The organism is Proteus cibi (assembly GCF_003144405.1).
Lineage (GTDB): Bacteria > Pseudomonadota > Gammaproteobacteria > Enterobacterales > Enterobacteriaceae > Proteus > Proteus cibi.
Window position 1 is genome coordinate 40,104 of record NZ_PENW01000010.1, and the last position, 15,832, is coordinate 55,935.

Genomic DNA, 15,832 nt, shown 5'->3' on the forward strand with positions numbered 1-15,832 from the left:
AACAGGTAGAATGTCACCATTCCAGATTTTCATTTCAGTATTTCTGATTAGCTAGTTGCCAGTGGGATCACAAAAGTAATGAATAAAAACAAAAATGCTAAAAAAAGAGTTTCTCTCATTATCGCTTTAATCGTCGTAATCGCAGGGGGTTACGCCTATTGGCAATTTAATGCAGCAAAAACAGCATCGCCTGAAAACAAAGGGGCTCAAGCCACTAATTCACAAAGTCGAGGTACATCAGGATCTCGACGCCCTCCTTTACCACCGGTTCAAGTTGCAATATCAACACAAGAGGATGTACCCCAGTTTTTATCTGCTTTAGGTACGGTAAAAGCCACTAACAGTGTCACCGTCACTAGCCGTGTTGAAGGGGAATTAATGGCATTACATTTCACGGAAGGTCAACACGTTCAACAAGGTGATCTCTTAGCTGAAATTGACTCTCGCCCATTTGAAGTTCAATTAGCCCAAGCCAAAGGACAATTAGCAAAAGATCAAGCGACATTAGCGAATGCTCGTCTTGATTTAGCACGTTATCAGAAATTAGCGAAAACCCATTTAGTCTCACAACAAGAATTGGATACTCAACAAGCTTTAGTTAAACAGTCTGAAGCCAGTATTCGTATTGATGAAGCCGCTATCCGTAATGCGCAATTACAACTCACTTACAGCAAAATCACCGCACCTATTTCAGGTCAAGTGGGTTTAAAACAAGTTGATGTTGGTAATTATATTTCTGGTGGCTCATCTACGCCTATCGTCGTCGTCAATCAAATGGACCCTGTTGATGTGCTTTTTACATTGCCAGAACAAGATCTCGCGAAGGTTATTCAAGCACGTAAAAACAATGCAGATTTGCCTGTAACGGCGTTAGATAGAAATAACCAATTTGAATTAGCTCAAGGAACGTTATTCAGTGTTGATAATCAAATAGATGCCGCAACAGGTACTATTAAGTTAAAAGCACGTTTTCCACAACAAGAAACGACGTTATTTCCTAATCAATTCGTCAATGTCCGTCTTTATGTTACAACACTAGAAAAAGCCGTTGTTATTCCTAATGCAGCGTTACAAATGGGTAATGAAGGTCACTTTGTCTGGGTTGTCGACAATGAAGATAAAGTGAGTAAATTACGTGTTGAAGTGGCATTACAAAATGCGGAAAAAGTCGTAATCGCATCCGGTTTATCGGCAGAGCAACGCGTTGTAACCGATGGTGTGGATAGATTAACACAGGGTGCAAAAGTCGATATCGTGACACCAACGGCACCAAAAACTAAAGAAAATAACCGTGTTGTTGCGGAGAAAGCGTAATGATCGAAAAAACACACGGTACAGGCGGGGGACCCTCTCGCTTATTTATTCTGCGCCCTGTTGCAACCACCCTTTTTATGGTTGCCATACTCCTAGCAGGGATTGTCGGCTATCGCATGCTCCCTGTCTCAGCATTACCTGAGGTTGATTATCCAACCATTCAGGTCGTTACGCTCTATCCTGGAGCAAGCCCTGATGTCATGACATCCGCGGTTACTGCCCCATTAGAGCGTCAATTTGGGCAGATGTCTGGATTAAAACAGATGTCGTCACAAAGCTCGGGGGGCGCATCGGTGATCACACTGATGTTCCAATTAACATTACCCTTAGATGTTGCAGAGCAAGAGGTACAAGCAGCGATAAATGCGGCCACTAATCTGCTGCCATCCGATTTACCGTATCCCCCGATTTACAGCAAAGTCAATCCGGCTGATCCGCCTATTTTAACCTTAGCAGTGACTAGCTCCACATTACCAATGACACAGTTGCAAGATATGGTTGAAACCCGTATCTCGCAAAAAATTTCACAAGTCAATGGCGTAGGTTTGGTGGCATTAGCGGGTGGTCAGCGCCCTGCTGTTAGAGTCAAACTCAATGCACAAGCTGCCGCATCTTACGGTTTAGATAGCGAAAAAATTCGTGTAGCCATCAATAATGCGAACGTTAACTCAGCGAAAGGGAGCCTTGATGGACCAACTCGCTCTGTGACGTTATCTGCGAATGATCAGATGAAATCATTAGACGATTACCGTCAATTAATCGTTACTTATAAAAATGACGCACCAATTCGCCTATCGGATATTGCAACCATAGAGCAAGCACCGGAAAACAACCAACTCGGTGCATGGGCGAATAATGAGCAAGCCATTATTATCAATGTTCAACGTCAACCTGGTGTTAACGTTATTGATACCACTGATAACATTCGTCGTTTATTGCCGGATCTAGTCTCTAATTTACCAAAATCCGTTAATGTTGAGATCTTAACCGACAGAACCACAACGATCCGCGCTTCAGTTAAAGATGTGCAGTTTGAACTGGGGTTAGCTATCGCCCTTGTAGTGATGGTGATTTATCTCTTTTTACGTAATGGTGTCGCAACCTTAATTCCAAGTATTGCCGTACCACTTTCATTAGTGGGTACGTTTGCGGTGATGTATTTTTGTGGATTCTCTGTCAACAACCTCACCTTAATGGCGCTCACTATTGCCACAGGCTTTGTTGTCGATGATGCAATCGTCGTGATTGAAAATATCTCCCGTTACCTTGAACGTGGTGATAAACCATTAACCGCCGCGTTAAAAGGCGCTGGCGAGATTGGTTTTACCATTATTTCGCTGACCTTCTCTCTGATTGCCGTACTGATCCCGCTGCTATTTATGGGTGATATTGTGGGTCGCTTGTTTAGAGAGTTTGCAATCACCCTTGCTGTCGCCATTTTAATCTCTGCGGTGGTTTCACTCACATTAACGCCAATGATGTGTGCTCGATTGCTAAAGCCTGAAAATGAAATCAAACACAACCGTTTTGAAATGGCATGTGAACGTTTTTTTGAAAGAATGATTGCGGTGTATGCCGTTTGGCTCAAACGTGTTTTAAACCATCAATGGATAACACTTGGCGTAGCACTGAGCACATTGGTGCTAACTGTATTGCTATATCTGTTTATTCCTAAAGGCTTTTTTCCATTACAAGATAACGGGCTATTGCAAGGAACTATTGAAACGTCACAATCCATTTCTTATCAAGCAATGGTAGAAAAACAGCAACAAGTCGTTGATAAATTAATTGATGATCCAGCCGTTGATAATATTGCCAGTTTTGTGGGGATTGATGGTAGTAACGCAACACTCAATACGGGACGATTACAAATCACGCTAAAACCCCTTGATCAGCGTGACGATAGGATCGATGTGATTATTCCTCGTTTACAAGAGCGTATCGCTTCTATTTCAGGAATGACTCTCTATCTGCAACCGACTCAAGATTTAACCATTGATACGCAAGTTTCTCGTACTCAGTATCAATTTACGCTACAAGCAACTTCATTAGATGAGTTAGCTTATTGGGTACCCAAGCTTTCTCAAGCTCTAAAAGAGAGTCCTGAATTAACGGATATCAGCAGTGATTGGCAAGACAACGGCATGATGGCGTATATCAAAGTGGATAGAGACTCAGCAAGCCGTTTAGGGATTTCGATGAGTGAAATAGATAACGCACTTTATAATGCTTTTGGTCAGCGTTTAATTTCAACTATCTATACTCAAGCCAATCAGTATCGCGTGGTATTAGAACAAGACATTCGTCATGGTGATGGATTACAGGCACTTTCAGCCGTGCATTTAACGGGTAAAGACGGTGCGATGGTGCCTTTATTGTCTATTGCATCCGTAGAACAGCGCTTAGCTCCACTTTCTATTAATCATCAAGAGCAATTTCCTTCAGCAACATTCTCATTTAATGTCGCTGAACAATCCTCTCTTGAAGAAGCGGTGAAAGCAGTGAAATTAGCTGAAGAGCAAATTTCTATGCCAAGAGATATTACCACCCAATTCCAAGGGGCGACATTGGCATTTGAAAGTGCGCTTTCCAGTACTTTGTGGCTAATTATCGCCGCAATTGTCGCAATGTATATTGTATTAGGGGTGCTATATGAGAGTTTTATTCACCCTATTACGATTTTATCTACGTTGCCAACAGCCGGTGTCGGTGCATTATTGGCTTTAATCGCCGCTGGTAATGAGCTAGATATTATTGCAATTATTGGGATCATCTTGCTTATCGGGATCGTAAAGAAAAATGCGATCATGATGATAGACTTTGCCCTTGCGGCTGAACGAGAACAAGGTTTAACACCTTACGAAGCTATTTATCAAGCCTGCTTATTACGTTTCCGTCCAATCTTAATGACCACAATGGCGGCGCTTTTAGGTGCGTTACCTTTAATGTTAAGTACTGGTGTAGGGGCTGAATTACGTCAACCATTAGGGGTTTGTATGGTGGGTGGCTTAATTATGAGCCAAATCTTAACCCTATTTACGACACCCGTAATTTACCTGTTATTTGATAAATTATCGCTCTACATTAACCGTCATAAACACGCTGAGAATAATAACGGGGCTGTATCATGAAGTTTTTCGCCCTCTTTATTCAACGCCCCGTAGCAACTACGTTACTCAGCTTGGCGATTTCACTCTGTGGGGCATTAGGCTTTATGCTGTTACCTGTTGCCCCTTTGCCACAGGTAGATTATCCCGTTATTAATATTTACGCCTCATTACCGGGGGCGTCACCAGAAACCATGGCATCTTCTGTGGCAACACCGCTCGAACGCTCCCTAGGGCGAATTGCGGGTATTGATGAAATGACATCAAGCAGTTCACTTGGAAGTACCAGTATTACGTTAGTGTTCGATTTAAACAAAGATATCAATACAGCCGCTCGTGATGTACAAGCGGCATTAAATGCTTCACAAAGCTTATTACCCTCAGGAATGCCAAGCCGTCCGCGTTATTATAAATCGAATCCTTCAGATGCACCGATTATGATCTTAACGCTCACCTCTGATACCCAAAATACAGGAGAGCTTTACGATCTCGCCTCAACGCGATTGGCACAAAAAATCTCACAAATTGAAGGAGTCAGTGAAGTTTCTGTCGGTGGTGGCTCATTGCCCGCGATACGTGTCGCCCTCAATCCTGATGCATTATTTAACCAAAATGTCAGCCTTGATGATGTTAGAAAAGCGATTAACCAAGCAAATGTACGCCGACCTCAAGGCTTTATAAATAATGACGAGAAGCGTTGGCAGATCCAAACTAACGATGAACTCAGTAAGGCAGCTGAATATCGCCCAATTATTGTGCATTACAATCAAGATGCCGTTGTGCGTTTAAGCGATGTGGCACACGTTACCGACTCAGTGCAAAATTCACGAGCAGCAGGAATGAGTGGTGGCGAGCCTGCAATTTTACTGGTTATTCGCCGAGAAGCGGGTGCCAATATTATTGAAACGGTTAATCGCATTCGTGATGAACTTCCAGAATTACGTGAGCTTATTCCTGCCAGTGTTGATTTAAAAGTTGCACAAGATAGAACGCCCACCATTCGTGCCTCTCTAGCTGAAGTTGAACGTGCGTTAGCCATTGCTGTAGCACTCGTGATTTTAGTCGTATTCTTATTTTTACGCTCAGGTCGTGCCACACTGATCCCAGCGGTTGCTGTACCCGTTTCATTAATTGGTACTTTTTCAGCGATGTATCTCTGTGGCTTTAGTTTAAACAACCTGTCATTAATGGCGTTAACCGTGGCTACGGGCTTTGTGGTTGACGATGCCATTGTGGTGCTTGAAAATATTTCTCGCCATATTGAGAATGGTTTAAAACCTAAGGATGCCGCTTTAAAAGGGGTTGGTGAGGTTGGTTTCACTGTTCTTTCAATGAGTATTTCTCTTGTTGCCGTTTTTATTCCTTTACTGTTAATGGATGGTCTTGTTGGGCGATTATTTAAAGAATTTGCCATCACCTTAACAACGGCGATCGCTATCTCACTATTTGTTTCTCTAACGCTCACCCCCATGATGTGTGCGCATTTGCTAAAAGGAATGAAACCTAAAGCACAATCACATTTACGGGGTTTTGGTAAGTTACTTTTCCGCGCCCAGCAAGGTTACAGTGTCACATTACAAGCCGCATTGCGCCATCGACGCTGGGTTATGGCTATTTTTCTCGCGACTTTGGGCTTAAATGCTTATTTATACATCAGTGCACCAAAAACGTTTTTCCCCGATCAAGATACGGGTCGTTTAATGGGATTTGTGCGTGCTGATCAAAGTATTTCATTCCAATCAATGAAAGAAAAAATGACCCGTTTTATGCAAGAAATTAATGCCGATAAAGACGTGGATAGCGTAACCGGTTTTACTGGCGGGGGGCGTATTAACAGTGGATTTATGTTTATTTCCCTCAATCCGCTGTCAGAGCGTACGGATAGCGCAAACCAAGTAATTAATCGCCTACGGACAAAATTAGCTAATGAACCCGGCGCTAACCTCTTTTTAATGCCAGTGCAAGATGTTAGAGCGGGTGGACGCCAAGCGAATGCCAGTTATCAATTTACGTTATTAGCGGATGATTTAAGCGAGTTGCGAAAATGGGAGCCGATTGTCCGTAAAGCGTTAGGTGAACTGCCTCAGCTTGTAGATGTTAACTCTGATAAAGAAGATAAAGGTGCCGAAATGGCACTGACTTACGATCGCGATACGATGTCGCAACTAGGGATTAATGTTAGTGATGCCAATAATCTACTGAACAATGCTTTTGGTCAGCGACAGATTTCCACCATTTATGCGCCGTTAAATCAGTATAAAGTGGTGATGGAAGTCTCTGAACAATATACCCAAGATGTCTCTGCGTTAGATAAAATGTATGTGGTCAATAATCAAGGTGAACGAATTCCATTATCCGCATTTGCAAGTTGGTATCCGGCTAATGCGCCATTAAGTGTGAATCACCAAGGATTATCTGCCTCTTCTACTATTGCCTTTAATATTCCTGAAGGCTATACCTTAGCGGATGCGATTAATTCTATTGAACGGACAATGACTGAACTAGGTGTACCTAATACCGTCAGAGGGACCTTTGCAGGGACCGCACAGATTTTCCAAGAAACGATCAAATCACAGCTTATTCTTATCTTAGCAGCGATTGTCACGGTCTATTTAGTATTAGGTATACTGTATGAAAGCTATATTCATCCGCTGACCATTTTATCTACCCTTCCGTCTGCAGGTGTGGGGGCATTATTAGCGTTACAGCTTTTTAATACACCGTTTAGTCTGATTGCACTGATTGGCATTATGTTGCTTATTGGTATTGTGAAGAAAAATGCCATTATTATGGTAGATTTTGCCATTACCGCACAGCGTGAAGGCAAGTTGTCAGCTAAAGAAGCCATTATTCAAGCCAGCCTATTGCGTTTTCGTCCTATTATTATGACAACCCTTGCCGCATTATTTGGTGCGTTGCCATTGATGTTGGGTAGTGGCGATGGTGCAGAGTTAAGACAACCGTTAGGGATAACCATTGTCGGTGGTTTATTAATGAGCCAGTTACTGACCCTTTATACAACCCCTGTTATTTATCTATTTTTTGATGGATTGCGTGAACGTTGGCAACAACGACGTATCAGCAAAAAAGAGGCAAATGCATGAAATTGAGAAGCAAGCTGTTCTTAGTGGTTTTCGCGACTTGTATGGTGGTTGTTCTCGCCATGCACATCGGTATTCGAGGCAGCTTCCAGCAAGGATTCATTGGTTATATAAAGAAAAACAGTGAACAGCGTGCCACTCTTTTAGCTGAAGCCTTAACTGAGCAATATGCTTTGATGGGAGATTGGCGTTTCCTTAATAGAGATGATCGTTCTCTTTATCAAATATTACGAAGCATTGACCAAATAAGCCAAAGTAGCGAAGGCCCTCCTCCCAGAGGTTGGCGCACACAGTTTTGGATCGTTGATAAAGAGATGAAACGCTTATTTGGACATGACAATCAATTTCCCGCAGAAACATTTAAAAAACCCATTACCTTTCACAATGACATTGTTGGATGGGTGATTGTCAGCGCCGCAGATAAAATCAGTAATGAGGCTGATATTAGCTTTGACAAACAACAACTGCGTACTAGCTGGATAATTGCAGGTTTAACGGTCCTGTTTGCTTTATTGATCACTCTTATTCTTTCTCGCAATATGATACGCCCTGTTAAACGTCTTGTTGAAGCGACACATAAATTAGCAGCAGGTGATTTCTCTGTTCGTGTAACGCCCACCAGCAAAGATGAAATCAGTCAACTCGCGACTGACTTTAATCAACTTGCTAGCACGCTAGAAAAAAATGAGCAAATTCGTCGCGATTATATGGCTGATATCTCACATGAATTGCGAACCCCTCTCGCCATTTTAAAAGGTGAGCTTGAAGCGTTACAAGATGGTGTCAGAAAACCCACCACAGAGACGCTAAACTCCCTTTTATTCGAAGTCACCAACCTGACAAAATTAGTTAATGATCTCCACCAGCTTTCATTATCAGATAGAGGCTCGTTAACTTATCGTAAAGACTTTATCGATATAAATGAGGTGATTTTGTTGGCTGTTGCTTCTTATCGTCACACATATCAAACGAAAGATATTACTCTACTCACCGAATTAGATGATTTATCTCCACTGATTGTGCAAGCCGATCCTGATAGGTTGATCCAGCTTTTTCATAATCTGCTAGAGAATAGCGTACGGTATACTTATTCAGGCGGTCAATTACATATCAGCACCAAAAAAGAGCACCATCATGTTCTAATTTCATTAGAAGATAGTGCACCAGGGCTAGATAGTGCTCAATACGACGTTGTTTTCCAACGCTTTTATCGTGCGGAAAATTCACGAAATCGTGCGAGTGGAGGATCAGGTTTAGGTCTTGCCATTTGCGAAAATATTGTTGAAGCTCATAATGGTAAGATAAGTGCGATGCCTTCCTCTTTGGGTGGCATGAAAATTCTTATAGAATTACCCGCATACTTTGATGATCTTTAAGCCTAATAACCATTGAGCCAATAAATGACAGTATCTGAATCACCCTATTCAATCCTGATTGTTGAAGATGAGCCTAAACTTGCCCAATTGCTTATTGATTATCTTCAAGCATCCGGTTATCAGACTCATTGGCTAGCAGATGGCGCCGAAGTGAGCCATTGCGTAAAACAACAACATTACGATTTAATATTGTTAGATCTGATGTTACCTGTTAAAGATGGCATCACGATCTGTAAAGAGTTACGTCAGTTTTCCGATATTCCCATCATTATGGTCACCGCCAAAACAGAGGAAGTCGATAGATTGCTCGGGCTTGAAATTGGTGCCGATGATTATATTTGCAAGCCTTACAGTCCAAGAGAAGTGGTAGCCCGAGTCAAAACCTTATTGCGTCGTTTTTATCGACCACAGGATATTGTTCAAAACGAAAAATTAGTCGTTATTGATGAGCAGGCTTATCAAATCCAATACAACAATAAAATTCTCGATTTAACGACGGCTGAATTTCGTTTACTCAAAGCCTTAGCCACTCAACCCGGCAAAATATTAACTCGTGATCAACTCATGGATCACCTTTATGATGACTACCGCATTGTGACGGATAGAACCATTGATAGTCATATTAAAAACTTACGACGCAAACTTGAGCAACTGAACGATCAAATTGAATTTATTCGCTCAATTTATGGTCAAGGCTATCGTTGGGAAACCCAAGCTTACCGTTTTCGATGATATTTTTTCAGGAATACATTGAACCTCGCTACACTTAAGCGCTAGAATCCACCCCTTTATGATATACCCCTACCCAATGTGTGGGGGACTGACTTGAAATCAGAACCAGGAAATTAACCATGTTTACACCCGAATTGCTCTCTCCTGCTGGCTCATTAAAAAATATGCGCTATGCATTTGCTTATGGCGCAGACGCCGTTTATGCAGGTCAGCCACGTTATAGCTTACGTGTGCGTAATAATGAATTTAACCACGAAAACCTAGCGAAAGGTATTCAAGAAGCCCACGAATTAGGTAAGCGCTTCTATGTTGTGGTTAATATCGCACCGCATAATGCTAAATTAAAAACCTTTATCCGTGACCTAAAACCCGTCATTGATATGGGACCTGATGCGCTGATTATGTCTGATCCGGGTTTGATCATGATGGTGCGTGAAGCTTTCCCTGAAATGGATATTCACCTTTCAGTACAAGCCAATGCCGTTAACTGGGCAACCGTAAAATTCTGGCGTCAAATGGGATTAACTCGTGTGATCCTTTCTCGTGAACTCTCTATTGATGAAATTGCTGAAATTCGTAAGCAAGTTCCTGATATGGAATTAGAAGTTTTCGTTCACGGTGCCTTATGTATGGCATACTCAGGTCGTTGCCTATTATCTGGTTATATTAATAAACGTGACCCGAACCAAGGTACATGTACTAACGCTTGTCGTTGGGAATATAAAGTCGAAGAAGGCAAAGAAGACGATGTGGGTAATATCGTTGAAAAATACACCCCCATCCCCGTTAAAAATGTTGAGCCTACTCTCGGTGTTGGTGCACCAACAGATAAAGTCTACTTAATCGAAGAAGCAAAACGTCCTGGTGAATATATGACTGCGTTCGAAGATGAACACGGTACTTATATCATGAACTCAAAAGACTTACGTGCGATTGAACACGTTGAGCAATTAACGCAAATGGGTGTGCATTCACTGAAAATTGAAGGTCGTACTAAATCCTTCTATTACTGTGCTCGTACAGCACAAATGTATCGTCGTGCAATTGATGATGCAGTTGCAGGTAAACCTTTTGATCCAACATTATTAACGACGTTAGAAGGCTTAGCACACCGCGGTTATACCGAAGGTTTCTTACGTCGTCATACCCATGATGCGTACCAAACTTATGAATATGGTTACTCTGTCTCTGACACTCAACAATTTGTTGGTGAATTCACAGGTAAACGCGTAAACGGTTTAGCTGAAGTGGATGTTAAAAATAAATTTGTTTTAGGTGATAGCCTAGAATTAATGACGCCAACTGGAAATATTCAATTTACGCTAGAAACACTGTTTAATAAAAAACAGCAACCAACGGATGTTGCACCAGGCAATGGTCACATGGTTTATTTATCTGTTCCTGAAGATGTTGATTTAGATTTTGCACTGCTGATCCGCAACCTACAAGGTACAACAACACGTCAACCGCATAAAATTGATGCCGTAGAAGTGAAGTAAAGCGTCATAATCTGATTTGAAGTAGTCAATTTCAAATACAGATCACATCAATAATAATTTGTTTGCCGTATCATCAGTTCCGAAAAATAAAGAACTAGAATGAATACAGTAAGACTAGGAACCACCTCCTTGGCAAATCCAATCTCCCTTGGATTTGCCTTTTCTTTTTGTACTTTTCTTATCAACTCCCTGTTGTATAAAGCACTCTCCTTTTTCGTTATCATTTGTAAAAAAAATAGTAATTTTCCCGATATCCATTACCTTTAAAAGAGTGATTCAATTAAAGGAACTCATCAATGAGTAAAATTAGTTTGCTAATCATTAATGGAAAAAGCGCTAACAACAATGCATTGAGAAATGCAGTTTACCAATTACGTAACGAAGGTGTTAATCTCCAAGTAAGGGTGACTTGGGAATCCAGTGATATACGCCGTTTTGTACAAGAAGCTATCGACATACAAGCCGAAACGGTGATTGCCGCAGGAGGCGATGGAACAATTAATAGCGTTATATCTGAACTCATTCATTTATCACCGTCATCACCGCCAATCCTGGGTATTATTCCATTAGGCACAGCAAATGATTTTGCCACTAGCGCACACATCCCTCGTGATATGGAAAATGCACTTAATTTAGCCGTTAAAGGTCGCGCAATACCTATTGATGTTATCGCGGTGAATAAAACTCACTATTTTATCAATATGGCATCAGGCGGCTTTGGAACCAAAATCACCACAGAAACCCCTGAAGCGTTAAAATCAGCATTAGGTGGAGCCGCCTATTTTATTAATGGTCTTTTAAGTATCGATTCTTTAAAAGCGGATCATTGCACGATTGAAGCAGAAAATTTCCACTGGGAGGGTGAATCACTCATTCTCGGTGTTGGTAATGGTCGTCAAGCAGGTGGAGGACAGCAACTCTGCCCCGACGCTTTAATTAACGACAATAAACTCAATATCACCATTGTTGAAGCACACGAATTACTCCCTTCTCTTTTAAATAGCCTGTTTGATCGTAAAAAAAATGACAAGATTATCGAGCGTGAAAGTCGCTGGGTAAATATTAGCGCTTCTCATGAAATGGTATTTAATTTAGATGGAGAACCCCTTTTAGGGAATAAATTTGAATTTATTGTGTTACCTGAAGCGATCCACTGCCGGTTACCGCCTCAATGTGACTTGTTATCTTAATGTAGATAAATGACAATCACTCTCATCTCATCATGAACTGGAGTATGTAATGACTGATATAGTAAGTTTGTTAGGTGCTGATGCGAAATCATTATTGGAACATCGTTGCCAAACCATCCCAAGCGAAAATCTCTACCTGCCAGGTTCTGACTTTGTTGATCGTGTTATGATTGATAACAATCGCCCTAATAGCGTGTTACGTTCAATGCAAACCCTGTTTAATCATGGGCGTTTAGCGGGAACGGGTTATCTGTCTATTCTACCTGTTGACCAAGGTGTTGAGCACTCTGCTGCCGCCTCTTTTGCAGCAAACCCACTCTATTTTGATCCAAAAAATATTGTTGAGTTAGCAATTGAAGCGGGTTGTAACTGTGTTGCTTCTACTTATGGTGTTCTTGCTTCTGTTTCTCGTCGCTATGCACACAAAATCCCTTTTCTTGTGAAATTAAATCACAATGAAACCCTGAGCTACCCAGCGCAATATGACCAAACACTGTATGCCAGTGTAGAACAAGCCTTTGAAATGGGTGCTGTTGCAGTGGGTGCGACCATTTACTTTGGTTCACAAGAAAGCCGTCGCCAAATTGAAGAGATTTCAATGGCATTTGAACGTGCTCATGAATTGGGTATGGTCACTGTATTATGGGCTTATTTACGCAACCCGGCATTTAAGAAAGATGGCGTAGATTACCATGCAAGTGCTGATTTAACGGGTCAAGCCAACCACTTAGCCGCAACCATTGGTGCTGATATCGTTAAACAAAAAATGGCTGAAAATAACGGTGGCTTTAAAGCGATTGGTTTTGGTCATACTGATGAACGTGTTTACACCAAACTCACCACTGAAAATCCCATTGATTTAGTGCGTTACCAATTAGCTAACTGCTATATGGGACGTGCGGGATTAATTAACTCAGGTGGCGCTTCAGGTAATAATGACCTTGAAGATGCTGTTCGTACTGCGGTTATTAATAAACGTGCAGGTGGTATGGGCTTGATCTTAGGGCGTAAAGCATTTAAGAAATCCATGAAAGACGGTGTTGCGTTAATTAATGCTGTACAAGATGTTTATCTCAATAAATCTGTCACTATTGCTTAAAAAATAGTTCGGCGACACGTTAAAGCCCCTACAAAAGGGGCTTTTTCGCATTACCACCAGCGATGAAAATGGTGTACCGGACCGAAACCTTGTCCAACTTCTAAACTGTCTGCATGTTCTAATGCTTGCTGTAAATAGGCTTTTGCTTGTTCAACACAAATTTGCCAATTAGAAACTTGAGGACGAATAGCGGCTAATGCCGCGGAAAGTGTGCATCCTGTACCGTGGGTATTTTTCGTATTAATGCGTTTAGAGGTGAATCGCCACTCACCATCTTGAGTAAATAACCAATCAGGACTTTCATTCTTAGTGAGATGTCCCCCTTTCATCAACACCGCTTTGCATCCTTGCTTTAGCAATGCATAGCCTTGTTGCTTCATCATTATTTCATCTTGTGCGACGTCACAACCTAACAGTGCTGCCGCTTCAGGTAAATTAGGCGTGATCAAATCAACCAGAGGCAAAAGCTGATTAACCATTTTATTAATCGCATCAGGCTGTAATAGCGGATCACCACTTTTTGCAATCATGACAGTATCAAGTACAACAAAGGGGATCGTATATTGCTGAAGTTTGCCGCAAACGACATCAATAATCGAAGCATTCGAGAGCATACCTATTTTTGCACTATCAATTCGAACATCAGATAAGACAGCATCTAATTGAGCGGCAACAAAATCAGGGGGTAAATCATAGACGCTACGGACACCACACGTATTTTGAGCAACGAGTGCCGTCATTACGGTTGTGCCATATACACCCAGTGCGGAAAATGTTTTCAGATCGGCCTGAATACCGGCACCACCACTAGGATCGGTGCCTGCGATAGACAATGCATTGAATCTCACTGATTAACTCCTCCTTTCACCAGTTACAGAAAAGTCGGGCTCTGTTAATCAGCAGAGTTACCTTGACTTCCCTACGCTGGCATTATCCAGATCAGGTTATACGGGTTCATCTCAGCCATAAGGCGCCCCGAGCCAAAGCCTGTAAATTCAGGCGATAAGAAGTATCGCATGCGCAAGATAAAGATGCTAGTTTGCTAGCTAATCTCGATTTATAAATTCGCTATTTTTGAGGTTAGCAAAGAAAAATTATCTCAATAAATATCCTTTTCGCTTTGAAAGAGTATGAACAGATATTCTTCCATTCATACTCTTTCATCTTAGGATGAACTGCATAAAAAATAGACGCCCCGTGAAATAAAAGCCTCAAAACCTAAACGCTTTATAAACCAATCCCCGTTTTTTTCTTTTTTTGTTTAACACTATTTATTCGTTAATCTATTATCCCGCAGGAAATTGATGCCTTTTTATCAGCAAATATTATTAATATTTCAATTAAGTCATAAAAATAGCTATTTTGTGGATTTTTTCTATTGAAAAGAATTAAACCTAAATTATATCTTGTATTTCCTTATTTATTAGTTATTTATTTCAAATCTAATAAAAACTTAATTTTTCATTAAAAACAATACATTATTATAAAAAAAAATAGCATTTAATATCAGACAAAATGGTGTTCATCAGTACAATAAATCCATTTTTTTCTTCTTAACCGATTCTAATCCCTTACGATTTTATTTAAGAAGTAAAGTTTCGGATACCTCTTATCTTAAATACTTGTCGATTAAATAACACTATTAGTAATATTTATTTGTCATCACCAGAATCATTGTTTATGCCGTACTCGGAGTTATATTATGTCATCATCCTATTTTCACCCTAGCGTATTAGCAACCGCGTTGTTTTCACTTGTGTTAACAACCTCCGCTTTCGCTTCTGAAAATAATACAAATCCCCATCAGACTATTACGACAGAAAATCCACAAGTCACCAGCAATCCATCTCAATCTAATAATGAAGAGAGCTACTGGGGAAAATTCAAGCGTAATGTCAATCAAACTTGGGATAATGACCAATATAATTACTATTTACCTGTATGGACTTGGCATAACCGCTTTACTTACGATAAAGAAAAAACTGATCGTTATAACGAAACACCTTGGGGCTTTGGTATGGGTAAATATCGTTATGATAATGATGGTGATTGGCACTCTCTTTATGCGATGGCGTTTATGGACTCCAATAACCGTGTACAACCTATTATGGGCTATGGTTTTGAGAAAATGTGGTATCCCGGTGATAAAGACGGGTTTCGTATGGGTGCCGGATTTACCCTGAGTATTACAGCACGCCATGAATACAACTATATTCCTATGCCACTTCCTTTACCGTTAGTTTCTGTCGGTTATGGACATCTTTCACTACAAGCAACCTATGTACCAGGGACTTATAACAATGGTAACGTGTTATTTGCTTGGTTACGTTGGCAATAATTTTTTCTGTTCAGAATAATTGCAAATAATATAAAACAAAAAAAACGCATCATTGAGATGCGTTTTTTGTTATTCA

At 40.9% G+C, this 15,832-nt stretch carries 10 protein-coding genes and 1 riboswitch; of the genes, 9 read left to right on the plus strand and 1 reads right to left on the minus strand.

All coding sequences use genetic code 11. The features are described 5' to 3' along the window. The first annotated feature begins 78 nt into the window (after nt 1-78). The 8 genes from DK865_RS05865 to fbaB all read left to right on the plus strand — a co-directional run bounded on the left by DK865_RS05865 (nt 79) and on the right by fbaB (nt 13,418). Nucleotides 79-1,314 carry an MdtA/MuxA family multidrug efflux RND transporter periplasmic adaptor subunit gene (locus tag DK865_RS05865; protein ID WP_023581888.1) on the plus strand — a complete coding sequence of 412 codons (1,236 nt, stop codon included), beginning with the start codon at nt 79-81 and terminating at the stop codon, nt 1,312-1,314. Further along, on the plus strand, nt 1,314-4,445 hold the full coding sequence (locus DK865_RS05870) for an MdtB/MuxB family multidrug efflux RND transporter permease subunit (protein ID WP_109391430.1): 3,132 nt from the start codon (nt 1,314-1,316) through the stop codon (nt 4,443-4,445). Before DK865_RS05865 ends, DK865_RS05870 begins: the two co-directional genes overlap by 1 nt. Beyond that, nucleotides 4,442-7,525 carry a multidrug efflux RND transporter permease subunit MdtC gene (mdtC, locus tag DK865_RS05875; protein WP_109391431.1) on the plus strand — a complete coding sequence of 1,028 codons (3,084 nt, stop codon included), beginning with the start codon at nt 4,442-4,444 and terminating at the stop codon, nt 7,523-7,525. Before DK865_RS05870 ends, mdtC begins: the two co-directional genes overlap by 4 nt. After that, complete coding sequence (gene baeS, locus DK865_RS05880) at nt 7,522-8,898, plus strand: envelope stress sensor histidine kinase BaeS (protein ID WP_109391432.1); 1,377 nt, start codon at nt 7,522-7,524, stop codon at nt 8,896-8,898. The genes mdtC and baeS overlap by 4 nt, the downstream gene beginning before the upstream one ends. A 24-nt stretch (nt 8,899-8,922) precedes the next feature. Further along, nucleotides 8,923-9,630: an envelope stress response regulator BaeR gene (gene baeR, locus DK865_RS05885; protein WP_023581884.1), complete on the plus strand. Its 708-nt coding sequence runs from the start codon at nt 8,923-8,925 to the stop codon at nt 9,628-9,630. Nucleotides 9,631-9,749: 119 nt separating this feature from the next. Continuing rightward, nucleotides 9,750-11,129, plus strand: coding sequence for a prephenate-dependent tRNA uridine(34) hydroxylase TrhP (gene trhP, locus DK865_RS05890; protein WP_023581883.1), 1,380 nt, complete (start codon nt 9,750-9,752; stop codon nt 11,127-11,129). Between the two features lie 296 nt (nt 11,130-11,425). Beyond that, a complete protein-coding gene (yegS, locus tag DK865_RS05895) occupies nt 11,426-12,319 on the plus strand; it encodes a lipid kinase YegS (protein ID WP_109391433.1) in 894 nt (297 codons plus the stop codon). A 49-nt stretch (nt 12,320-12,368) separates the two neighbouring features. Continuing rightward, a complete protein-coding gene (gene fbaB / locus DK865_RS05900; protein ID WP_006533078.1) occupies nt 12,369-13,418 on the plus strand; it encodes a class I fructose-bisphosphate aldolase in 1,050 nt (349 codons plus the stop codon). Between the two features lie 50 nt (nt 13,419-13,468). Here the strand turns inward: fbaB and thiD are convergent, their stop codons facing one another. Continuing rightward, on the minus strand, nt 13,469-14,266 hold the full coding sequence (thiD, locus tag DK865_RS05905) for a bifunctional hydroxymethylpyrimidine kinase/phosphomethylpyrimidine kinase (RefSeq protein ID WP_036912764.1): 798 nt from the start codon (nt 14,264-14,266) through the stop codon (nt 13,469-13,471). Nucleotides 14,267-14,317: 51 nt separating this feature from the next. Next, nucleotides 14,318-14,406: riboswitch (TPP riboswitch) on the minus strand. 714 nt (nt 14,407-15,120) lie between these two features. Between thiD and pagP the strand changes: the two genes are divergently transcribed. Continuing rightward, nucleotides 15,121-15,756 (plus strand): lipid IV(A) palmitoyltransferase PagP, encoded by a 636-nt coding sequence (gene pagP, locus DK865_RS05910; RefSeq protein ID WP_036912760.1) that lies wholly within the window; start codon nt 15,121-15,123, stop codon nt 15,754-15,756. Nucleotides 15,757-15,832: the final 76 nt, after the last annotated feature.